This window comes from Bacteroides sp. ET225 (assembly GCF_024733745.1).
Classification (GTDB): Bacteria; Bacteroidota; Bacteroidia; order Bacteroidales; family Bacteroidaceae; genus Phocaeicola; species Phocaeicola excrementipullorum.
In genome coordinates this window covers 94,177-118,749 of record NZ_JANRHN010000008.1, presented here as the reverse complement: position 1 = coordinate 118,749, position 24,573 = coordinate 94,177, and the positions used below count along the sequence as shown (strand labels likewise).

Here is a 24,573-nt window from a genome sequence, read left to right as displayed (position 1 = left end):
GGATTCCTACTTTTGCACTTCGTGAACAGTTATCTTTAATTTATAGTATAGTTCCATGAAAAGGAAATTCATATTATTGGTCGGTATGTTGCTGGCGGGTTTGTCTGTAATGGAGGCAAAAACGATGCAGCGTAATGTTGTGTATAAGGACGCGCATGTTCGTTTCACTGTAGTGTCTGATGGAGTTGTCCGGATGGAATATTCTCCGGCAGGCTGTTTTGTTGACGACAAGTCTTTTGTTGTTGTCAACCGTGCGTATCCTCAGGTTGATTATCAGTTGAAGACGAAAGGGAGATGGGTTGAGATCATTACATCGAAAATGAAACTGCGTTATCTGAAGGATAGCGGTTGTTTCACGGAAAAGAATCTGACTGTCAGTTCCAGAGGGAATCTTGTCCCTTTTGTCTGGCATCCCGGAATGCGCCAGTCGGGCAATCTGAAAGGGACGTATCGTACGCTTGACGGTATGGACGGGAATGTACAGACGCAGAAATGGGTGCGCGATACGCAGAAAGGAGATACGTTGGCATTGGAAGACGGGTTGCTCTCGACTGACGGGTGGACATTGATCGATGATTCGCAAAGCCACTTGTTTGATGGTGACAAGAAGTGGGAGTGGGTGAAGGAGCGTCCGGCCGACGGGAATCAGGACTGGATTTTTATGGCTTATGGTCATGATTATAAGTCGGCACTGAAAGATTACATCCTGTTTGCCGGCCGGATGCCTTTGCCGCCGCGCTACGCCTTCGGCTATTGGTGGTCGCGTTACTGGCTGTATTCTGATAAAGAGTTCCGCAGGCTGATAGATAATTTTCATCGGTATGACATTCCGCTGGATGTACTGGTGGTCGACATGGACTGGCATTATACGGAAAAAGGCAAAGGGGGCTGGACCGGATGGACATGGAACCGTGAACTGTTTCCATCTCCTGAAGGCTTTTTGCGTTATGTCAAAGCACAAAACCTGAAAGTCACGCTTAATCTGCATCCGGCGGGCGGTGTGGCATCTTATGAAGAACAATATGCGGAGATGGCCAAAAGTATGGGATTGAATCCGGCTGAGGGGAAGACAATCCACTGGATTAATTCGGATAAATGTTTTATGAACAGCATGTTCGACCAGATATTGACACCGATGGAGAAGTCCGGAGTTGACTTCTGGTGGCTGGACTGGCAGCAAGATTTGTATGATCCGAAGGTAAAAGGGCTGAATAATACATGGTGGATCAATTATGCCTTTTTTAGCAGAATGGAGCGCAACCGCAACACGCGTCCGTTGCTTTATCATCGTTGGGGCGGACTGGGGAACCACCGTTATCAGGTGGGATTTTCCGGGGATGCCGTTATCTCCTGGAAATCTCTCGAATACCAGCCTTATTTTAATTCTACGGCTTCCAATGTGCTTTATGGCTATTGGAGTCATGATTTAGGCGGCCATATAGGCAGTCGCATTGATCCGGAAATGTATGTCCGATGGTTGCAGTTCGGCGCTTTTAGTCCGATTATGCGTACACATTCGCAAAAAAGTGCAGAGCTGAATAAAGAGCCTTGGGCTTTTTCCCGCGGATACAGCGACATTGTCCGTGAAACGATTTGCCGGAGATATACGATGGCTCCATATATTTATACAATGGCCCGTAAGGGATATGATGAAGGGTTGTCACTTTGCCGTCCGTTGTATTATGACTGGCCGGAACAATCTCAAGCTTACCGGTTCCGCAACGAATATATGTTTGGAGATGCCATGCTGGTGTCGCCGGCAACGGCTCCTTCGGACAGCGGATATTTAAAGGTTCGTACCTGGCTGCCTGAAGGTGACTGGTTTGAATGGAGTTCTGGCACATTGTTGTCGGGCGGACAGGTCGTGGAACGGAATTTTGCTCTAGATGAGTATCCCGTTTATGTAAAGGGAGGAGCGATTCTTCCTTTTTATACAGACAAGGTCAAAAATCTGAATGGCAACGATGAGGAGATCGTGGTCACCGTATTCCCGGGAGGAGAAGGTTTTTCGTGTTTCGATCTTTATGAAGATAATGGAAATGATAAAAACTATGACTCGCAATATGCTGTCACGCACTTGGAATCTTGCCGTAAGGGAAACAAACAGACAATAGTGGTAGGCGGGCGTAAGGGTATGTATAAAGATATGCCCGTGTCGCGTCCGTTTAAGGTGAAGGTGCTGCTGTCGCATATGCCGGAATCTGTTTCCGTTAACGGGCAGCCGGCAAAGTATACTTATCAGGCCGAAGAGTTCGCACTTTTGGTCGAGCTGCCTGTCGTATCCTGCGAACAAGAGAAAAGAGTGGAAATTGTATATGGCAGAGGAAATTCTGAATTGAATGGCCTGCCGGGAATAACGCGCAGAATGTCAAAGTCAATGGAAGCGTTGAAGTACCGAAACTCTTATATCTGCTTTAAAGAGGAACTGGGAAAGATGGGCAGCCTGAATGAAACGGTCTTATATTATCCTGATGAGATGGAAAACCGTGTGGCCGAATTCTGGAAAAGTTGGTCAGAACTGCCCGCCGTATTGGAGCGCCAGGGACTGAAAAAAGAAGATGTCAGCTGGTTTTTAAGAAACGTTGGCTGGGAGCGTGCGTTTTGATAGGAATATTCTCTTGTTTTTCATTTAATTTATTTCAAGAATGGATAAATTTAGACTGTTTTTTTTCGTTTTATTGGTGAATGTCTTTTGTGCTGAGGCGCAATGGAGGCCTGCAGGAAATCGTATTCGTACTACATGGGCGGAGCATATGGATGTCAATAATGTCTTGCCGGAATATCCCCGTCCGATAATGGAGCGTGAAGAGTGGCTGAATCTGAACGGATTGTGGCATTATTCCGTTCTTCCTGCCGGATCTTCAGCTCCGGCATCGTATGAAGGTCAGATTTTAGTGCCTTATGCCATTGAGTCAAGTTTGTCTGGCGTAGGCCGAAAGTTAGGAGAGGAAAATGAACTTTGGTACATGCGCGAGTTTGAAATTCCTTCGTCTTGGAAAAACAGGCGGGTGCTGCTGCACTTTGGGGCTGTGGACTGGAAGGCTGACGTGTGGGTTAATGACATTAAGGTTGGATCCCATACAGGCGGATTTGCCCCGTTCTGTTTTGATATCACCTCATCTATTAGCAAAGGTAAAAATGTAGTGTGCGTAAAAGTATGGGATCCTGTTGACAAAGGTTTCCAGCCTCGTGGCAAGCAGGTGGACAACCCTCATGGCATCTGGTATACTTCGGTCAGCGGAATCTGGCAGACTGTCTGGTTGGAGCCTGTGCCCGAGCAATACATTGAAAAGGTCAGGATTACGCCTGATGTAGACCGGAATCTGCTTGCGGTGAATGTTGCTGCTAATATGCAGGATGAAGTGGACAAGGTGGAAGTCGCTGTTTTTGATGGCGGGAAGAAGGTTGCTTCCGGTGCGGCTCTGAACAATGTTGGCATTGATGTAGCCATGCCCGCTGATGCGAAGCTTTGGTCGCCCGACCACCCTTTCTTATATGATTTGGAAATATGCTTGTATGCTCATGGAAAACTGGTGGACAAGGTGAAAAGCTATGCAGGAATGCGTAAGTATTCTACACGCCGGGACAAAAACGGCATTATGCGCCTGCAGCTTAACAACTGTGACATCTTTCAATTTGGCCCCTTGGATCAGGGTTGGTGGCCAGACGGTCTGTATACGGCTCCAAGCGACGAGGCTTTAGCTTATGATATTCTGAAAGCAAAAGATTTGGGATTTAATATGATACGCAAGCACGTCAAGGTTGAGCCGGCCCGCTGGTACAGTTATTGCGACCGTATGGGAATTATTGTATGGCAGGATATGCCTAATGGCGACCGCAGTCCGGAATGGCAACCCGGATGTTATTTTAACGGAAGGGATGTCACTCGCTCCTCCGAGTCGGAAAATAATTTCCGGAAGGAATGGAAGGAGATTATCGACTGCCTTTATTCTTATCCTTCAATTGCTGTTTGGGTTCCTTTCAATGAGGCTTGGGGGCAGTTTAAGACTCCTGAGATTGTTGCATGGACAAAAAGTTATGATCCTTCACGTTTGGTGAACCCCGCAAGCGGAGGCAATCATTATGCCTGTGGAGATATGTTGGACCTTCATAAATATCCCGCTCCAGAACTTTATCTTTATGACGGCGCTCGCCCGACGGTTTTGGGTGAATACGGCGGCATTGGTCTGGCTTTGGAAGGACATACCTGGGAGGACAGACGCAACTGGGGTTATGTTCAGTTTAAAAATGCGGATGAAGCTACCGAGGAATACATAAGGTATGCCCGTATGCTGTTGGAGTTGGCGAAAACCGGATTTTCTGCAGCAGTTTATACGCAAATAACTGATGTGGAGGTGGAAGTCAATGGTCTGATAACTTATGACCGCAAGATTGTCAAGTTGGACGAGGCGAAACTTCGGGAAATCAATCAGACCGTCTGCCATTCGCTCGACAATAGGTTCTGACTGGTTTCTGTGCGGCAGGATGAAAAGATTCATTGCTATTTTCTAACAGTATGAAAATCCCGTTCAAAACCTGTTGTTTGGGACATTACTCCTTTTTTTTAGGATTTTTGTGCTATCCTGATTCTTGTTTTTGCCATAATTTAGCAATGTTGAAAAACTGAAAGCAAATCTTATAGATCTATAATGGACGAGTTTTTAATTTTAATGTAAACTAAGTTTTTAAATTTAATGTCATGAAAAAACGAAAGATTCTGAATGGTTCTTTGACAGGGAGGTGCTGCTTGCTGCTGCTTTTCCTGTTGTCAGTAGCATTTGTACGGGCTCAGTCATTTCGGGAAGTGTCAGGTGCTATTACCGATGATAAAGGTGAACCGATTATTGGTGTAAGTGTGACAGTTGAAGGAATCTCGTCTGCCGGGACGATTTCTGATATTGACGGGCGTTATAGCCTGCAGCTTCCTCAGAAGAAAGTTACTTTGGTCTTCTCTTTTATTGGATATAAGACTGTGGTGAAGACGTTGGACGCCAATGCAAGAATACTAAACGTAGAGATGGAAGAGGACAATAAAATGCTGGATGAGGTTGTTGTTGTCGGTTATGGTACGATGAAGAAGAAGGATTTGACCGGTTCTGTATCCCATATCGGCGAAGAGGTGATGCAGAGCAGGGTGGCGACGAATGCTTTGGATTTTCTTTCTGCCAGCATTGCCGGTGTTAACCTGACTCCTTCTACTGATGCTGCTGGCGGCGGGTCTTTGTTGATTCGTGGCAAACAGTCTTTGAAGGCCAGTTCTTCTCCGCTGATTGTATTGGACGGTGTCATTTTTTATGGTAACATTGATGATATCAACCCCAACGATATTGAAAGCATGGATGTGCTGAAGGATGCTAGCTCTACAGCCATTTATGGTGCTAAAGGTTCTGCCGGTGTAATTATGATCAACACCAAACGGGGAAAATCAAGCAAGCCGGTGATAAATATAAGCGCTAAGGTAGGTACGGTGCAGGCTACTTTCACTCCGGTAATGCCAACACCTGAGCAGTTTATACAGCGCCGTATGGATTATTGGAAAACCCAGGACTATTTTAAGCCCAGCGACTCGCAGATGAAGAACGGTTATTATGATAATCCCTATAACTTGCCTGAGGGTGTGACACAGGAACAATGGGCAGGTTACGATGCTTCATTTTCTGGTGACTATATAGGGACATGGCTGACACGCCTGGGTTTCGACCCGTTGGAAATAGAGAATTATAAGGCTGGCCGTGTTACAGACTGGATGGATCTGGTGTTGCAGAACGGTTTCCGCCAGGATTATAATGCGTCGGTTTCCGGTAAGAATGAACGTACCAATTATTATTTCTCGTTAGGCTATACGAATAATGACGGCTTCAAGGTCGGCGATTATTTTCAGGCTGTACGTGCCCGTATTAATCTGGATACACAGATTACAAAATGGCTGAATGTCGGTTTGAATGCCCAGTTTGCCACCAAAGACCAAAGCGGCATTGGCGCTGACATCTCAGGAGCTAAATCCATGAGCCCTTTTGGCAATATGTGGGAGGAAGACGGAACGATCAAAGTGAGGCCGGCAAACGATAACCGCACTTCAAATCCGTTGCTGGCCCATACGGTAGACAGTAAGTTGAATAAAAGACAGACGCTGGTTTCCAGTGTATATGGAAAACTGAAACTGCCTTGGGGATTTTCCTGGCAGACTACGTTCAATGCGCGTTTTGGCTGGATAAAAGATTATTATTTCGATTCGGACATCAAGCCAGGGGTAGACGCTGGAGGTAAGGCCAAACGCCGTGATTTCTCTGATTATGAATGGAGCGTGGATAACATGTTGAAATGGAATCAGACATTTGGAGGCATTCATAATTTCGATTTTACTTTTGTGTATACAGTCGAAAAATATCAGTCGTGGGACTCTACGGGCGAGAATAAAGCTTTCCAACCCAACGGGAATCTTATTTTTCATGCTATCCAGTCTGGTATCGCTCCTACGGTAACCTCTACGGATGAGATGCAGACCGGCAATGGCTTGCTGTGGCGCTTGAACTATTCGTTGCTGGACCGTTACCTTTTGACGGCGGCTGTGCGTCGCGACGGGTTCTCTGCTTTTGGCCAGAATGACCCTTATGGAGTGTTTCCCTCTGCTGCCGTGGCTTGGCGCATGAATGAAGAAAAATTCTTGAAGAATGTTGATTGGCTGGATAATCTGAAGCTTCGTTTTTCTTGGGGACAGACTGGTAACCGTGACATCGGCCGTTATGCAGCTTTTTCCCGCTTGACGGTAACCAATGCCATTATGAATGGCGTTAACTATAAAGCGGTTTATCCGTCCAGCTTGGCCAACCGTAATTTGAAGTGGGAAACTACTACAGGACGCAATATTGGTCTGGATTTTGGCGTGCTGAACAATCGTATTACAGGTACTGTTGATGCTTATTGGAATAAAACAACAGACTTGCTGATGGACCGGGCGATGCCTGAAATATCGGGATATGGAAGCATTGCTTCAAATCTGGGACAAATTGACAATAAAGGTGTAGAAGTCACTGTTACCACAACGAATATAAATGTTCCGGGAAAAGTGCATTGGACTACATCATTCATATATTCTACCAATAAAAATGAGATTAAGCACTTGTATGGCAATATGATCGATGTATTGGATGCCGATGGAAACGTAGTGGGGCAGCGTGAAGATGATGACGTTCAGAACGGTTGGTATATCGGCCACGGTATCGATGATATCTATGACTATAAATTTGTTGGTATCTGGCAGATGGGCGAGGAGCTTGAAGCCGATAAATACGGCAAGCAGCCGGGAGATCCGAAACTGGAAGACGTTAATAATGACGGAGTGATCAATGAGGATGACAAACAATGGCTAGGCTCTAAGATACCTACTCACCGGCTGAATATTTCCAGCAGCCTGGATTTGTGGAACTGCGTTAATTTCTCTTTCACTTTGCGCGGCGAATTTGGCTGGAAGGCTGTGGATAATTTAGCGCGCAATGAGGATAACCGTTACTTCAATCAGGCAAATTCTGTATGGACAGAATACTGGACTCCCTGGAATCCAAGTGCGGGATATGCTCGTTTAGGTTCTGACTGCAATAACCCTACGGTAAATATTTACAAGAACCGTAGTTATATGAAGATGCAGAACATGTCGTTGTCTTATACATTCCCGAAGCATCTGATACAAAAGTTGCAGATTGAGAACTTGCGTGTTAGCTTGAATGTAGACAATGCGTTCACTATATCTGGATGGCGTACGTCTGATCCGATGGTAAATGCTATTTCTCCACGCATCTTTACGTTTGGAGTAAACATGACTTTGTAACTGTAATTTTATTATATCAATTGAAATCAAAATGAAAACGAAAAGATATGTTGCAAAAGGCATTATGGCTTGTTTTATGGCTGCTGGTTTGTCCGGTTGTGTCGATCTGACGCCTGAACCAATGTCTTTCTTGACTCCAGAAAATACATTTGTAGACCGTGACGGGTTGGAAACCATGTTGCGCCTTTGTCGCAAACAAATTAGTTTTGAATGGTTTGGAGATGCTTTTAATTCTGGAAATTGTGAAACTTTTGCCGTTTACGAATATGCCTGGTCTGACTTGGCGGTGATGGGAGGCCCTGAAACCAAGGAGATTCATAATATGGTGACACAGTTGACGCCTACTACAAACATGTATTTGCATCTGCGCTATTGGGTATTCGGATGGAATGGCATTAAATATGCTAACACTGTTATAACACGTGCGCCTGAAGCTTCGGATATGGCTTCTGAAGAAGACCGTAACGCTGTTTTGGCGGAAGGATACTTTCATCGCGCGTACTGGTATTATTTGCTGACTCATCAATTCGGTGATATTCCTTGGATTGATTCTGAAATAACAGGACCGAAGCTGGATTTCAATACAACTTCACGCTGGACCATCCTGGAAAATATAAAGAAGGACATGGAATATGCCGTCAAGTGGCTGCCGGAATCCGTAACTCCAGGTTCTGTTGGCCGTGCCGCGGGCGAACACCTGCTTTCTAAAATATATTTGGCTTTGGGCGAGTTCAAGAATGCGGAGGATGCTGCGACAAGAGTTATAGACGATTATGGCTTGCATCTGATGACGGAGCGCTTTGGCGTAAATCTGGACGATTCGTCGTTAGATGTGTTCAATGATTTGTTTGATCCGGATAATATCAGTCGCACAGACAATAAGGAATGGATTATGGTGGGACAGGAACGTTATGGACTTGAAGGCTGTTCTTCGCCTAGCGGTTCAAAGCGCAAACGTAATTTCGTTCCTCAGTGGCATGCGGGAAGCAAGGTCAAGACACCCGATGGGAAGCAGGGAACGACGGATGCTTCAGGCGTTTATGATGGATATGAACAATTGGAGGAATTGGGGCGTGGCCTAGCTAAGATCCGTCCGACAAATTATGCTCAGTATGAGCTTTGGAGCAATTGCGGAAGTGACTTGCGGCATAATGAAAACAACTGGTTTGATAAATCGCGTATTGTTTATAACCGCCCGGCTAACAAGGGAGGAAGTGATAAATGGTTTGGAAAACCCGTGGATCCGGCTTATTGTACCGACACGATGCGCTGCTACTTTTCATTCCCTATTGTTAAGGTTCTGATAAGCAAAGACGATCCTAATGCCGGAGGAAAAGTGCCTGTAGGCGGTTATACTGACCAATATATTTTCCGTTTGGCAGAGACTTACCTGAATCGGGCGGAAGCGCGCTGGTGGCAAGGTGACTTGAAAGGTGCAACGGAAGATGTGAACATTATCCGCCGTCGTGCCAAAGCCCCTGAACTTCCGGAAGGATCGGTTACACTGGAACAGATTCTGGACGAAAGGGCGCGTGAACTCTTTCTTGAAGATCATCGTAAGACTGAGCTGACACGCATCGCTTATTTGAAGGCCAAATTGGGTGCAGATGGCTATTCTTTGGAAAATTTCTCTGAAAAGAATTGGTATTACGACCGCATAATGGAAAAAAACAACTTCTTTAAGGAACAATATTTTTATGACACGAATGCGTTTGTTATGGAGCCCTATCATGTATTGTGGCCGATACCTCAAAATGCGATAGAGTCGAATACTCAAGGCCGTATCAATCAGAATTACGGTTATGACGGTTATGAAGACAATATTCCTGTTGAGGAACTTGATGCGAAGATTGGGAAATAACGGAAAGGCAATAGAATGAATTTTAATTTTTAGGCATAATGAATTTGCTGGAAGTCTGTTTGTTGTGTCTATGGAACACTTCCTGGTTCAATGGCTTGCGCCTAAAAATTCAATGTGACAAATTTATATTAGATTTTATGACTAAGAAACATTTTTATATCTCAGCCCTGGCTCTGATAATGGGAGGGGCATCTGTTGCATGTTCGGATGATGAATCAACCACTTATGTGACTTATCAGCATCCTTATTCAAATCCATTGACCGATTATAGTGCGGCAGACCCGACGGTCTTGAAGGAAAATGATCATTCTTTTTATGTGTATTGTACAAATACATGGCAGGCTTTGCATTCTGCAGATTTGGTGAACTGGACTAAATGTGATCAGAATCTGTTTGAAAAGCGGCCTTCGTTTGTAACAGGCTCAGGGGTTTCTGTCTGGGCGCCCGACATAGAAAAAATAGGGGATAAATATGTTCTTTACTATGCGATGTCGGCTATGGGGAAACCGGAGAATGCAGCTATCGGAACGGCTTATTCCGACTCTCCTCAGGGACCCTTCAAACTGGACAAATCACGTGACGGAAAAGGCTTGCTCTTTACTTCTAAAGAGATTGATGTGCGTAATTCCATTGATCCCTGTTTCTTTGAGGAAGATGGCAAGAAATGGTTGTTCTGGGGGAGCTTTAATGGAATTTATGCTGTGCAGCTTTCAGATGACGGAATGAATGTATTGAACGGTGATCTGGAGGCCGCTAAGAAGAACAAGGTGAAAATAGCCGGAACGGCTTTTGAGGCTCCGTATATTTGTAAGCGAGGTGACTATTATTATATGTTTGCCTCTGTCGGCGCTTGCTGCAATGCTATGTTGAGCACCTATACAACAGTGGTTGGCCGTTCGACATCTCTGCTGGGACCGTATGTGTCTAAGTCGGGCGTGTCTATGCTGGATAACGGTTACGACGTGGTTATTCGGGCAAATGATCATTTTGTTGGCCCTGGACACAATTCGGAAATTGTGACAGACAGTGAGGGTAATGAGTTTATATTGTATCATAGTTATAATCGAATGACTCCGTCAAAAGGGCGTTTCCTTATGCTTGATAGGATTTTTTGGAGCGAGGACGGATGGCCATTGATAAAGGGAGATAGCCCTTCCAGTGAAGCCGAAGCTCCTGTATGTAAATGATGAGGAGATATGTTGAGAAGATTGTTTTTGGGAGTAACCCTTGCCATAAGCCAAATGCTTGTGGCAAGGGAATTTGTGGATATATATCGCAACCCTGTTGTGGATTATAGCTTGCCGGATCCTTCGGTCGTTAAAGCGGAGGACGGATATTACTATCTGTTTGCAACAGAAGATATACGTAATATGCCGATTTGCCGGTCTTCGAATTTAGTGGACTGGAAATTTGTGGGAACTGCATTTACAGATGATACTCGGCCTGCTTTTGAACCCGGTGGGGGATTGTGGGCTCCTGATATTAATAAGATAGGCGACAAATATGTACTGTATTATTCTATGTCACGTTGGGGCGGTGAATGGACGTGCGGTGTTGGAGTGGCTACGTCTGACAGTCCGGCCGGACCTTTTCAAGACAAGGGAATGATGTTTCGAAGTAACGAGATTGGGATTCAGAACTGCATAGATCCTTTTTATATTGAGGATAATGGAAAGAAATTTTTATTTTGGGGCAGTTTCCGAGGCATTTATGGGGCGGAGTTGTCGGATGATGGCTTGTCTTTAAAGCAGGGAACAGAGTTTAAGAAGGTTGCGGGGTCTGCTTATGAGGGAACTTACATCTATAAACGGGATGGATATTATTATTTGTTTGCTTCTACGGGCACTTGCTGTGAAGGAATAAAGAGTACATATCAGACAGTTGTAGGACGGTCTAAATCGTTGTGGGGTCCTTATGTGGACAAACAAGGCCGGCGTATGCTGGAAAACCATCATGAACTTCTGATAGGCCGCAATGACCGCTTTGTAGGAACCGGACATAATTCTGAACTGGTAACGGACGATGTTGGGCAGGACTGGATTCTTTATCATGGAGTCAATGTTAAGAATCCGGGCGGACGCGTTCTGCTGCTGGATAGGGTGGACTGGAAAGATGGCTGGCCGGAGGTAGACAAGAAGTCTGCTTCAGCGGAATCCGAAAAACCTGTATTCTTTTCCGATGCTTTGAGCGCTGTTTTGTCTGTGAAAGTTCCTGGCAATAAGGCTGTTCATTATCCGCTCCATATGGAAGAGGCAGCGGACGGCTATTTTAATTATGAATGGAAAGCTGATACAAGTCTGCCTGTATTAATGTTTCAGAAAATAGACAAGCATGATGATGAGGCTTATCTGACTTTGCGGCTGATGGCTTTGGAAGATGTCTATTTTAATTTCAATTATCGTTTGCTGACAGGCATTCTCCATGCGAACAGCCAGTTTTATATGCCCGGCTTTTGGTATCGTCGCAATCAGCGTTCGCCCAAAAGCGCTCCGTCATTTCAGACTTCAGACAGTTGGGTGGTTAGAGAAGATCGCTTAAGTGCGCCTCTGACCGGTGTTTTTGACAGTAAAACGGGGGCATCGTTGGTCGTGAGCCGAACCGGAGAATTAAGTGTAGATGCACTGACCACGCATAAGGAAGGCGAAGTTATTCTTTCTGGAGAAACTTCGTTGGGCTTTATTGGCTTTGAGAATTTGGACGGACAAAGCGCTCTGGCTTTTGGATATCCATATAAGGAGGCTCCCAAGAGTTATTTGCGCAAACTGACCCTTGCTCCTGAAATTGAAGCCTATCGCTTTCTGGAAAAAGGGAAAACACTTTCGTTGACATGGAAAGTCAAACCGGGCAAGGCGCTTGATTTCTCTGATTTTATTTGTCAGACATGGGAGGATAGTTATGACACTTACCGTCCGATGCCTGTGGATACTCTTTGCTCTGTCGAGGAAATGAAAAATGTTTTGAGCCGTTATTTTGTCACAAGCCTGGTTGATAAATATCCGTTGGTATATAATTCGGGGGCACATATACGGGTAGATGATTGTCGCCCCAACGGTATAGCTGAGGTTGGATTTATTGGGCGCACGCTTTTGAATGCTTTCAATGCATGGGAATATGGCTGGCAAATGAATCGCCATGAGCTGATAAACAATAGTGCCCGGATTTTTGGTTCGTACTTGAAGAATGGTTTTACTTCCGCTGGTTTTTTCCGTGAGTATGTTGATTTGGAAGAAGGAACGGAAAAGAAGGAACTTAGTATTCGTCGTCAGTCAGAAGGTGTATATGCAATGTTGCATTATCTGTCTTTTGAGAAACAACATGGTCGGCGTCATGCAGAATGGGAGGATAAAATAAGGCATTTGTTGGATACGTTTCTTCATTTGCAAAAAGAAGATGGCAGTTTTCCACGCAAATTTTATGAAGATTTTTCCGTTGTGGATGCAAGCGGAGGCAGTACTCCTTCGGCAACACTGCCATTAGTCATGGGCTATAAATATTTTAAGGATAAGCGTTATCTAGCAGCGGCCAAGCGTACGGCTGATTATTTGGAGCATGAAATCATAGCGAAGTCGGATTACTTTTCGTCTACTCTTGATGCAAATTGTGAGGACAAAGAAGCATCGCTTTATGCTGCAACAGCTACTTATTATTTGGCTTTGGTTACTTCCGGCAACGAGAGGTTGCATTATGCCAAGCTATGTCGTACGGCGGCTTATTTTGCCTTGTCATGGTATTATTTATGGGACGTGCCGTTTGCGAAAGGTCAAATGTTGGGAGATATAGGATTGAAAACGCGCGGTTGGGGTAATGTGTCGGTAGAAAACAACCATATTGACGTTTTTGTCTTTGAGTTTGCTGATGTGTTGCGCTGGTTGTCCGAGCAGTATTCAGACTCTCGTTTTGCGGAGATGGCTGATGTTATATTTACCTCAATGAGGCAGCTGCTTCCTTTTGAAGGGCATTTATGCGGTGTTGCTAGGCCTGGGTATTATCCTGAAGTCGTACAGCATACGTCTTGGGATTACGGACATAATGGCAAAGGATTTTATAACGATATTTTTGCGCCGGGATGGACTGTAGCTTCGTTGTGGGAATTATATACGCCAGGCAGGGCGGAAAAATTCCTGAAGCAATAAAGTATGTCGTATGTTTGAGCTAAAAACAGGAGGGTATGTTTCCGAAAGGTTCCCCTCCTGTTTTTTACCGCAGATTTACGCGGATTATTTCCTTTTATTCTTTAACTCCTTTAACTCCTCTAACTCCTTTAACTCCTCTAACTTCTCTAACTCCTCTTCCTCAGAATCTGCATTTGAGGTCGATCCCGAACTGGAGGGGACGGCCTTGCTGCGCGAATCCTCTGTTCATCGTTTCAAAGTAGAAGGCCTGGTAGTCTTTGTTCAGCGCGTTGTTTATCCAGAAGCCGACCTGGCCGTTGCCCTTGTTCAGGCTGACGCGGCCGTTGAGTATGCCGTAGAGCGGCTGGCTGGCGTTGTTCTGCTCTGTCCAGTAGATACGTCCCGCCGCACGATAGTTGGCGTTGACCGTAATGTTGTCCAGCCATGCACCTTTGCGCAGTCTGAACACGTACTGTCCGCCTGCGGTGAACGTGTGCTTCGGGACGAAAGGCACGTAGTTTCCGTTGTAGTCTTCCGTGTCGCTCAGCGTATAGTCAGTGAAGGTGGCGTATGTGTATCCGTAGCTGCCGTACAGACTGAGCGCGTCCGTGATCTGTGAGCGCAGGCTCGCTTCCGCGCCGATGCTCCGGCTCTTTCCGGCGTTGACCGTGATGCGTCCCAGTCCGCTGTCGGCGAAGCGGGAAATCTGCTGGTCGCGCGTGTCCATGTAGAAAGCGGCCAGATCAGCCTGGAGCTTTCCGCCGAACAAGGTCAGGTGCGTGCCGATTTCATAGTTCCACGAATATTCCGGCTTGTAGAGCGTAGCTTCGCGGATGGAAGCGGAGCCTGTCTTGAAATTCTCCAGCATCGAGGCGAAGCGTTTGAAGTTCGGGTCGGCGGCGAGCGCGTCGATCATCGCGTTCCGCAGCGATCCCTGGATCAGGTCGGAAAACATCTGGATGTTGTAGCCTCCCGAGCGGTATCCTTTGGTTACGCTTGCATAGACATTGTTCTGCGGATTCCATGCGTATTCGAGGGCGAATTTGGGCAGGAGCTGCGTGTAGTCGGCCGATTCTTCTCCGATGAAGGAGCTGACGGCGTGCAGGTTCTCGCTGGTGATGTGCATCGGACCCATGCCGAAGAGGAAGTCAAAGTCCATGTCGGTTCCCGAATCGTAGTGCATCTTGATCTTCTCATAGTCCAGACGCAGTCCCACAGTGAGCGACAGACCGTCGACGAAGAGGTCGTTCAGCGTCGACTGGTGGTAGACGGCTCCGTTCAGCACCGGCGTTTCGAACCGTCCGGGCACCGGCAGCGTGCTGTTGTTTACGGTGAGGTGCATGGTCGGTGCGGCAGGGTTTCCGCTGGGGAACATGGAGTTGGCATTGTCTTCGATCATCGTCTTCACCCCGTCTTGGCGGAAAGTCACCGGCGCGTCCGTGTCCAGCCACTGGTAGAATCCGCTCACTCCAGTAGTCCACTGCCATCTGCTTCCCGGCTTCGACTTCATGACGATTTCCTCGCTCAGCGTTTTCGAATTCTGCTTCTGCATGATCGTATAGATATCCTGTTCCGTGAAGTCCTGGTCGAGGTCCATCCGGTCGTAGAGATACTGGAATCCCGTAGCGCTGCTCAGCGTGAAGTTTCTGCCTTGGTATTCCAGGTTCACTCCCGAGTTGACCAGATTCCGCCTGTATCCGCAGTCGTTGTTGTATGATATGCTTCCGATGTATCCGGCGCGGTCTTCGGTTTCTCCGTCCGTGCGTCCTGTATATTCGTAGGGGTATCCTCCCTGGTTCGTGTATTCGTAGTTCACGGTGAAGTCCAACTTCAGGTTCTCCGTGGGCAGCCAGATCGCGCGGATGCGTCCGCCGAACTCGTTGTCCGTGTCGATGCGTTTTCCGTTGAAGTCGTTCTTGAAGAATCCTCCCTTATGGCTGTAGAAGGCACCTGCCGAAAAGGCGAATTGCGTGCTGATGCGGTGGTAGTGGGTGAGCGAAGCCTGGTAGTTGTTGTAGGTGGCTGCGCTCAGCCGGAGATCCGTTCCCTGGTAGGTGAAGGGCGACTTGGTGAAGACGCGGATCAGTCCTCCCATCGTGTTGCGTCCGTAGAGGGTTCCCTGCGGGCCGCGCATTACGTCGATGCGTTCCACATCGGCATAGTTGAAGTCGAAGGCCGACTTGTCGATGAAGGGGATGTTGTCGACATACAGTCCGATTGCCGGCGTATTGATGCGCGAGCCGATGCCCCGGATATACACCGAGGTGGTCAGCTTCGAGCCGTAGTCGGGGATGAAGAGGTTGGGCACGAGCGCCGAGAGCGACTTGACCGAAGTGACGGCGTTGTTGCGCATGTCTTCCTGCGAGAGCGAGGTTGCCGACACCGGCTGCTGCCTCAGGCGGCTGTTTTCTTTCGGGGTGGCGATGACCACCACTTCTTCGATGTCGATTACTTTGGTTGTGTCGCCCGGCAGTGTGCCGACGGCGTTGTTGTTTGTGGCTGCAGCCGCGGATGCGGAAGCCAGCATCAGTCCAGTTAGTATTTTATGCTTTTTCATGTTGCGGTTATTTTTTCCGCTTGCAAAGTAACGGGTTCTTTTTGTGTCCTGCAATCCTAATTTATGAGGATAATTTTCTTGTGCTGTGGGTGTTTTTTTTGAACCGCAGATTCTGTCAGATGCTGTCGGCGTCGATGTATCCGTGCATGACCGCATAGATGGCAAGCCCCGACGCAGACTTGATCCCCAGCTTTTCGGTGATGTTCTTGCGATGCGATATGACTGTGGTCAGGCTGATGTGCAGCTTTTCGGCGATTTCCTTGTTGATGAGTCCCTTTGTGAGCAGCACCAGCACTTCGATCTCCCTCGGGGTCAGTTCGTCTGCCGCTTCCGGTAGGGGGCGGTGCATGCTTTCGTGTCCTGTTTTCCGCAGCATCATGATGGCTTTGACCAGCCTTTCCTGCGGCATGCAGATGTTGAGCGTGGGGATTCCGTTCAGCAGCGGCTGTTCGCCTGCGGTGAGCACGATGCACTTCGGCCTTCTTTCAAGAAAGAAAGCCGTGTGCGCGAAATAAATGTTGGCCGACACGAAATAATGAGCGTACATGTCGGGCGTATCGTCGATGAGCTGTCCGAACGAGGAAAAAGTCCGGATGACGGCATTCGGAATCATTTCTTCCAGTATGGTCTGCAAGCCGAGTGCCGTCAGCGTATTTTGTTCGAGGATAGCGATTTCGGGTGAGGATGCTTTCATCTTGGAACAGTTTATTTTGTGACAGCCTCCAGGTAGGCGAAGGCCGCTTCGGCACACCGTTCGCCGTCGATTCCTGCCGACACGATTCCGCCGGCGTATCCTGCTCCCTCTCCGCAGGGGAAAAGTCCCTCTATCGTGACGTGCTGGAGCGTTTCACGGTCGCGCACGATCCTTACGGGCGATGAGGTCCGTGTTTCCGCCGCTATCATTACCGCTTCGTTTGTCAGGAAGCCGCGCGAGCTTTTTCCGAAGAGCTGGAAGCCCTCGCCCAGCCGTTCGCTGATGAACGGAGGGAGCCAGAAGTGCAGGGGCGACGACACCAGTCCCGGGCTGTAAGAGCTGTCGGGCAGGTCGTAGCTCAGCTTTCTGCGCGTGAAGTCCGCCATCCGCTGTGCCGGTGCCGTCTGCCGCATGTTTCCCTGCTGCCAGCACACTTGTTCGAGCTTTTCCTGAAAGCGCATCACCGCCAGCGGATGTACGCCGTCCTGCACCGGATTCGACAGGATCAGCTGCTCCGTCAGTTCTTCGGCAGAATCCTTCAGGGCCTCCGACTGCACCTGCAGCGCGGGGTCTTCCAGATCTTCCGGATGAATCTCCACCACCATTCCCGAGTTGCTCCACTTCGTTCCGCGGTTGCTCGGACTCATGCCGTTCACCACAAGCTGGTGCGGGCCGCTGGCTGCCGGGACGACGAATCCTCCCGGGCACATGCAGAAGCTGTAGACTCCCCGTCCGTCAACCTGCTGCACGAAGCTGTATTCGGCTGCGGGGAGGTATTTTCCCCGTCCATTCTTATTATGGTATTGTATCTGGTCGATCAGCAGCGACGGGTGTTCGAGGCGCACGCCCACAGCAAGGCCTTTCGCCTCTACGGGCACTCCGTTGGCGAAGAGCCAGCGGTATACGTCGCGTGCCGAATGTCCCGTGGCGAGAATCACCGGTCCGTGGAACTCGGTTCCCCGGTTGGTCCGGATGCCTGCCACTTTGCCGTTCTCGATCAGCAGCTCGTCCATCCGCGTTTCGAAATGCACTTCACCGCCGCAGGCAAGGATGGTTTCTCTCATGTTCTCGATAACCCTCGGGAGCTTGTCAGTGCCGATATGCGGATGCGCGTCCGCCAGGATCGACGTGCTTGCTCCGTGCTGGCAGAACACGTTGAGGATTTTGTCTACGCTTCCGCGCTTCTTGCTCCGCGTATAGAGCTTTCCGTCGGAGTATGCTCCTGCTCCCCCTTCGCCGAAGCTGTAGTTCGATTCCGGATCCACTTTGTGCTCCCGGCTGATGCGTGCCAGGTCTTCCTTGCGCTTGCGCACGTCTTTTCCGCGCTCCACCACGACCGGCCTTGCGCCCAGCTCGATGAGTTTCAGAGCTGCAAAGAGTCCTCCGGGACCTGCGCCGACCACGATAACCGGCCGCTTTCCCTCCACGTTCGGGTATTCCGTGCGGATGAAGTCGTCGTTGTCCGGTTCTTCGTTGACGAATACCCTTACCTTGAGGTTGATGAAGATGGTCCGTTGGCGTGCGTCAATGCTCCGCTTGAGTGTCCGTACCGCCCGGATTGTCCGGATATCCATTCCTTTTTCTCTGCTGATGTATTGTTTCAGCGACTGTTCGCTTGCTGCCTGTTCGGGCAGAACCCGCAATTGATATTCTTCTGTCATGTTGTTTTCTTTTGTTTTTTTACCGCAGATTTCCTCAGATTTCCGCGGATTTGTATGTTTTTTATTTTATCCGTTATAAGATAATTCTTTTGATTCCATGTTGCAGGTTTGTACTGAAGAAATTAATCAACAGTCCTAAATGGATTTTGCTCAGTTTCATATAAGTTATGATCTGGGCTGTGTGGATAGGGTGGAATTGTTCTACCGTTTTTAAGTTCGATGATAATTCATATAGTACGGGCAGTTCTTTTTGCCTTTCATACTTGATGTTGAGCCTGTTAAGCTCATAGCAGAGGCAAGCTTCGCATGTGTTCTCCAATAATCCCGGACCCAATGCACGATGTACGTTATAGGCACATCCGATAATTTTATACACCAGTTCGTTTGTTCCTTTATCTATGAATGTCATGAGAATAATCGTAAATTAAAGTGAAGAATCTGTGAAAATCTGCGGTTCGTAAATCTTATCCGAAGAGTTCGCGGAATGCTTCTTCCACTTTTCTTACCGGCGCCAGTCTGATTTTGATCTTCTTTCTGTCCAGTCCCTGCATGTTCTGTTTCGGAATCAGCATTCTGCTGAATCCCAGCTTCTCCGCCTCGCTTATCCGCTGCTCGATGCGGTTTACCGGACGGATTTCGCCGCTCAGCCCGACCTCGCCTGCCATGCACACGCCGGTTTCTATTTCCGTGTCCATGTTGCTCGAGAGGATCGCGCTGATGACAGCCAGGTCGATTGCCGGGTCGTTCACCTTCAGTCCGCCGGCGATGTTCAGAAACACGTCCTTCTGCGCCAGCTTGAAGCCCACGCGCTTTTCGAGCACCGCCAGCAGCATGTTCATGCGCCGCAGGTCGAATCCCGTGGCGGAACGTTGCGGCATTCCGTAGGCAGCCGTGCTTACCAGTGCCTGCACTTCGATCAGAAACGGGCGGATGCCTTCCACGGCTCCGGCTATGGCCACGCCGCTCATGCCTTCGTGGTCCTGCGAGAGCAGCAGCTCCGAAGGGTTGCTCACCTGTCTTAGCCCGTCCTGCCGCATCTCGTAGATGCCCAGTTCGGCGGTGCTTCCGAAGCGGTTCTTGATGCTCCTCAGGATGCGGTACATGTAGTGCTGGTCGCCTTCGAACTGAAGCACCGTGTCGACGATATGCTCCAGCACCTTCGGTCCCGCCAGGCTTCCTTCCTTATTTATATGTCCGATGAGGATGACCGGCGTGCCGGTTTCCTTCGCGAACTTCAGGATGGCAGCCGAGCACTCTCTGACCTGCACGATGCTGCCCGGAGAGGAGTCGATGCTTTCGGTAGATATGGTTTGTATGGAGTCGATGACCACCAGATCAGGCGCAATGTTCCGGATATGCGTGAAGATCTGTTCCAGCGACGTTTCGCAGGCGATGAGCAGGCTGTTGCTTTCGGAGTGGGGGATACGGTCGGCCCGCATCTTCAGCTGGCGGCTGCTTTCCTCGCCCGAGATGTAGAGCACCTTCTTGTCGGCAAGGCGCAGGACAGTCTGCAGCACGAGGGTAGACTTTCCGATTCCCGGTTCGCCTCCGATCAGCGTAAGCGATCCTTCCACCAGCCCTCCTCCGAGCACCCGGTTCAGCTCTTCATCGTGCATGTCGATGCGCTGTTCGTCGCCCGCCACGATTTCTTTCAGGTATTGCGGCTTCGAGCGTGTTCCCTCGATTCCGTGAGCCACATGTTTTGCCACGACAGGCTCTTTCCGCACCACTTCTTCCACAAACGTGTTCCATTGTCCGCACGCCGGGCATTTCCCTGCCCATTTGGGCGATTCGTGTCCGCAGCTGGTGCATACATATACGGTTTTTTCTTTTGTTGCCATCGGTTGTATTTCGCGCTTTATTTATGCAAAGATAGCGTATTCTTTCTTCAAGGCTAAGGTCCCGTTTGAATTTTTGCGAAAAAAGAGAACTTTATGTCTGTATCCGGCATCTTATGGCACGCCTGCCGCAGACGGCTGCCGTATATTTGCAGAGCAATCAGGAACAATGGCGCCGACTGATGCATGAGAGCAACAATTGTTTTTCAGGTAAACTAAAAAAAGAAAGTATGAAAAGATCAGTGACTTATTCAGTGGTAGCGAGAAAGAATCCGAATCCGATGGCGGAAGGTGAAGTGAAGTATTATGCACGTGCCCAGGCGCGCGGCGTGATGGGCATCCGCGAGATGGCGGAGCGCATCCAGCAGGCCTGTACGGTGACCCGTGCCGATGTGATGGCCGTTCTGGTGTCGCTGGAGGATGTGGTGGCAGAAGGGCTGGCAAGCGGCGAAATCGTCCGTTTGGGCGATCTGGGATCTCTCCAGATCAGCTTAAGCGGTGAAGGGGCCGTGTCGAAGGAAGAGTATGACGATTCGCTCATCAACCGCGTCCGTATACTTTTCCGTTCCGGACAGACGCTGCGGGAGGCCATCAACAACCTCACCTACGAGCAAGTGCCGGTGAAGTCGGCTGCCGACGAAGCGGGAGGAGAGGCCGATAGTGACGAAGAAGAAACAGTGTAAGAATCAGCACTGTAGGATCATTCTATGAAAACCAGGGTAAAATGTATTATTGTCAGGATACTGAACTGTTTGCTCTGCATCCTGACGGGCAGAAAAAGGATTGCGGATGAGAAAGATTGACACGATTGTGATTCATTGCACAGCCACGAGAGCGGACAGCCCGCTCTCGCCGGCTCTGCTGACGAAGATGCACCGGCAAAGAGGGTTCAAGGGCTGCGGCTACCATTATTATATCCGCACCGACGGGAGCATTTGCACCATGCGTCCGGTGGAATGTGTGGGAGCGCATGCCAAGGGACATAACGCTTGCAGCATCGGCATTGCCTATGAAGGCGGGCTGGATGAAAACGGAAAACCGGCCGACACGCGTACCGACAGGCAGAAACACGCGATGACAGTGCTGGTGAGGGTGCTGGTGAAGGAATTTCCGATCAGGCGGATTGTAGGGCACCGCGACCTGAGTCCGGATCTGGACGGCGACGGAACGGTTGAGCCGGAAGAGTGGATCAAGCAGTGTCCGTGTTTTGAGGTAGGAGATTGTCTTCAGGAATGGATCGGGCGTCTTAAGGGACATAATGGCGATGCAGGCCTTAAAGGTTAAATAATGCAAAACGGAGTGCATTTTTCTTGGTTTTTATATGTTGCATAACATAAAAGCCGTATATTTGCACTGTGTTTTTCATGGTATTAGATTTAAGGTTAATGAAGATTGGGAATCTGGGAAGATTCCCTTTTTTTATGCCCGCCCGTTTCCGCCCTTCTGTATTCCGCGGAAAACCGTCACAGGCATCTGAAGCCCTCAAATGTTTTACTGCAGTTTGCTTTTCTTTGTGATTATCTTGTCGAACCATACGTTAAGCAGCGTCCATGCAAGCACGTCGATAATGAAAACCACCGTGTTGTTGAGGAAATGGATGGCCGCCATCGTGAAGGCGCAGAAGCATGCCGACATAACCTGGATGCTTATCATCGCGCTCCGCGGAGAGAATCCCATGGCCAGGAACTTGTGGTGGATGTGTGATTTGTCGGGCATGAACAGCGGCTTGTGGTTGCGGGCGCGCCGGAGTACCACACGGACAACGTCCAGGCAGGGCACCATCAATACGCTGAACGACACAAGCACCGGGCTGCTCATGGGCATGATGCGCACGGCGGGGTCGTACATGCTGTATTTGATTACGAAGAAGCTCAGGATGAAGCCCAGCGTCAGGCTGCCCGTATCTCCCATGAAGATTTTCCGCCCCCTGTCGATGCTTCCGAACACGTTGTAGGAAAAGAAGGGGATGATGACACCCACGCTTACAAAGGCAAGCAGGGCGAACGACCAGTAGCGGAAGTGGATGAACAGGATGCCGAACACGATCAGCGCGACCATGCTCAGTCCCGACGCCAGTCCGTCGATTCCGTCGATCAGGTTGATGGCGTTGGTGATGAACACCACCAGCAGGATGGTGAGCGGGATGCCGATGGAAGGATCTATCTGATAGATGCCGAAAAGGCCGTAGAAGCTGTTGATATACAGTCCGGACAGCGGGAACATGGCAGCTGCGAGAATCTGCACGAGGAATTTCTTGCGGTAGCGCACGCCCACCAGGTCGTCGCCTATGCCCACGATGTAGAGCAGTGTAAGCCCCCCTATCATGAAGAGGAACTCGCAGGCGATTCTCCCGACCTCTCTTGCGTCGGGGTTAAGCCCGATCATGATGCGTATGGCCGTGAACACGGAGAGGGTGAAGAGGATGACCGGAAAGAATGTGACGCCGCCCAGCCGTGGCACCGGCCGCTTGTGGACCTTTCTTGAATCGGGTTCGTCGAACAGCCTTTTCCGCAAAGAGATGACGAGAATGTTGGGGATGATGGCCTGCCCCATCAGCACTGCGCATATGAATGCTCCGATAATGATATATAAGTTTTCCATTTCTGTATGTTTGGTTTTGGCTTTGCCTCAGTCAGGCATCCGGATTTCCGTTTCCTTTCCCGTGCAAAGTTTTTAGCTGCAAAATTAACTTTATTCCCCTAATCAGACAATACGGCAGACACGAAAAATAGGGTATCGGGCTGTTTTTCCTAAAGAAATTTAGGAAATGGCAGTCCCCGAAGTTTTCCGTAGAGCCGGAATGCAACGGGCTTTGAGCTTCGCCTCCTTTTCAGGCGGTTATTTGGGAGCCTTGCGGTACAGATAGATCGCGATGAAGAGGTACAGGATATTCGGGATCCATACGGCAAGGTTCGGAGGCGTATTGCCGTTGATGGCAAACGTAGACGAAATCGTCTGGAACAGGATGTACGAGAAGCTCAGGGCGATTCCGATGCCGAGGTGAAGCCCCATTCCTCCCTTGCGCTTCTGCGACGAGAGCGACAGTCCGATTACCGTCAGGATAAACGCGGCGAAGGATGTGGCGATGCGGCGGTAGTATTCCACCTCGAACACCTTGATGTTGGCGAATCCGCGCTGCTTCTGGTTGTCGATGTATTGCCGGAGCTGGCGGCTGGTCATCGTTTCCTGCTGTCCCCGCGTGATGAGGAAGTCCTGCGGCTCCATGTTGATGGTAGAGTCCAGGCGTTCGCCGCGGGTGATGGTTTCGCGCATGCCCCTCATTTCACGTATCATGTAATCCTTGATGATCCAGCGGTGTACGCCCGTCGTGTCGTAGGTGATGCGCCGTGCGGTGAGATGCGACACCAGCTTGTGGTTTTCGAACTTGTCGAGCGAGAAGCGGTAGCCCGTCTTGTTGAAGTTCTCGTACCGTTCCATATAGGCCACCACCCCGGTGTCCACCTCCAGCTGGATGTTGCGGGCATAGTCTGCCTGCCGCTTGTTCTTGTATACCTCCTCGAATTTCAGGCGCGTCACGCTTCCCGTGGGGATCACTTCGGTGCTGAGCACATACGTCACGAGTGCGATGATGGCCGCCGAGATCATGTAGGGGACCATGAGCCGCTTGAAACTCATTCCGGTGGAGAACATGGCGATTATTTCGGAGTTCTCCGCCAGCTTGGAGGTGAAGAAGATGACGGCGATGAACACGAACAGCGGACTGAACAGGTTGGTGTAGTAGGGGATGAAGTTCAGGTAATAGTCGAACATGATCGCTTTCAGCGGCGCCTTGTTGTTGATGAAGTCGTCGATGTTCTCGTTGATGTCGAACACCACGGCAATCGAGATGATCAGGGCGATGGCAAAGAAGTAAGTCCCCAGGAACTTCACGATGATGTACCTGTCGAGCCTTTTCAGCCATTTTTTCTTGAAAGGATTCCCCTTGAGCTTCTTCAGTTCTTCTTTCAGCCGGGGCATTCCGGCCTTCATTTTTTCCTTTATGTTCTGTATCGCGTTTATCTTCT

15 protein-coding genes are annotated in these 24,573 nt (G+C 49.1%); 8 read left to right on the top strand and 7 right to left on the bottom strand.

Annotation, left to right across the window (positions count from 1 at the left end; translation table 11 throughout):
• Positions 1-55: 55 nt before the first annotated feature.
• The 6 genes from NW212_RS05870 (at position 56) to NW212_RS05840 (ending at position 13,819) form a co-directional block, all read left to right on the top strand.
• Positions 56-2,605, top strand: coding sequence for a glycoside hydrolase family 31 protein (locus NW212_RS05870; RefSeq protein ID WP_258337713.1), 2,550 nt, complete (start codon positions 56-58; stop codon positions 2,603-2,605).
• A 40-nt stretch (positions 2,606-2,645) separates the two neighbouring features.
• Positions 2,646-4,466 carry a glycoside hydrolase family 2 protein gene (locus NW212_RS05865; protein ID WP_258337712.1) on the top strand — a complete coding sequence of 607 codons (1,821 nt, stop codon included), beginning with the start codon at positions 2,646-2,648 and terminating at the stop codon, positions 4,464-4,466.
• A 233-nt stretch (positions 4,467-4,699) separates the two neighbouring features.
• Entirely contained in the window at positions 4,700-7,825 is a 3,126-nt protein-coding gene (locus tag NW212_RS05860; RefSeq protein WP_258337711.1) for a TonB-dependent receptor, read from the top strand.
• A 31-nt stretch (positions 7,826-7,856) separates the two neighbouring features.
• Positions 7,857-9,686, top strand: coding sequence for a RagB/SusD family nutrient uptake outer membrane protein (locus NW212_RS05855; RefSeq protein WP_258337710.1), 1,830 nt, complete (start codon positions 7,857-7,859; stop codon positions 9,684-9,686).
• A 137-nt stretch (positions 9,687-9,823) separates the two neighbouring features.
• Positions 9,824-10,873 (top strand): family 43 glycosylhydrolase, encoded by a 1,050-nt coding sequence (locus tag NW212_RS05850; RefSeq protein ID WP_258337709.1) that lies wholly within the window; start codon positions 9,824-9,826, stop codon positions 10,871-10,873.
• Between the two features lie 9 nt (positions 10,874-10,882).
• Positions 10,883-13,819, top strand: a complete 2,937-nt coding sequence (locus NW212_RS05840; RefSeq protein ID WP_375337952.1) for a family 43 glycosylhydrolase — start codon at positions 10,883-10,885, stop codon at positions 13,817-13,819.
• A 160-nt stretch (positions 13,820-13,979) separates the two neighbouring features.
• Here NW212_RS05840 and NW212_RS05835 read toward each other — a convergent pair whose 3' ends face one another.
• The 5 genes from NW212_RS05835 to radA all read right to left on the bottom strand — a co-directional run bounded on the left by NW212_RS05835 (position 13,980) and on the right by radA (position 20,551).
• A complete protein-coding gene (locus NW212_RS05835) occupies positions 13,980-16,355 on the bottom strand; it encodes a TonB-dependent receptor (protein ID WP_258337708.1) in 2,376 nt (791 codons plus the stop codon).
• A gap of 115 nt (positions 16,356-16,470) precedes the next feature.
• Entirely contained in the window at positions 16,471-17,049 is a 579-nt protein-coding gene (locus tag NW212_RS05830) for a helix-turn-helix transcriptional regulator (protein ID WP_258337707.1), read from the bottom strand.
• An 11-nt stretch (positions 17,050-17,060) separates the two neighbouring features.
• Entirely contained in the window at positions 17,061-18,710 is a 1,650-nt protein-coding gene (locus NW212_RS05825) for an NAD(P)/FAD-dependent oxidoreductase (protein WP_258337706.1), read from the bottom strand.
• A gap of 73 nt (positions 18,711-18,783) precedes the next feature.
• Positions 18,784-19,119 carry a GxxExxY protein gene (locus NW212_RS05820; RefSeq protein WP_258337705.1) on the bottom strand — a complete coding sequence of 112 codons (336 nt, stop codon included), beginning with the start codon at positions 19,117-19,119 and terminating at the stop codon, positions 18,784-18,786.
• Between the two features lie 55 nt (positions 19,120-19,174).
• Positions 19,175-20,551, bottom strand: a complete 1,377-nt coding sequence (radA, locus tag NW212_RS05815) for a DNA repair protein RadA (RefSeq protein WP_258337704.1) — start codon at positions 20,549-20,551, stop codon at positions 19,175-19,177.
• Positions 20,552-20,778: 227 nt separating this feature from the next.
• Between radA and NW212_RS05810 the strand changes: the two genes are divergently transcribed.
• Positions 20,779-21,231 (top strand): HU family DNA-binding protein, encoded by a 453-nt coding sequence (locus NW212_RS05810; protein ID WP_258337703.1) that lies wholly within the window; start codon positions 20,779-20,781, stop codon positions 21,229-21,231.
• A 106-nt stretch (positions 21,232-21,337) separates the two neighbouring features.
• Positions 21,338-21,832, top strand: a complete 495-nt coding sequence (locus NW212_RS05805; RefSeq protein ID WP_258337702.1) for an N-acetylmuramoyl-L-alanine amidase — start codon at positions 21,338-21,340, stop codon at positions 21,830-21,832.
• A 207-nt stretch (positions 21,833-22,039) separates the two neighbouring features.
• Here the strand turns inward: NW212_RS05805 and NW212_RS05800 are convergent, their stop codons facing one another.
• Both NW212_RS05800 and NW212_RS05795 read right to left on the bottom strand, forming a co-directional pair.
• Positions 22,040-23,149 (bottom strand): MraY family glycosyltransferase, encoded by a 1,110-nt coding sequence (locus tag NW212_RS05800; protein WP_258337701.1) that lies wholly within the window; start codon positions 23,147-23,149, stop codon positions 22,040-22,042.
• A 237-nt stretch (positions 23,150-23,386) separates the two neighbouring features.
• Entirely contained in the window at positions 23,387-24,526 is a 1,140-nt protein-coding gene (locus NW212_RS05795; protein ID WP_258337721.1) for an LptF/LptG family permease, read from the bottom strand.
• Positions 24,527-24,573: the final 47 nt, after the last annotated feature.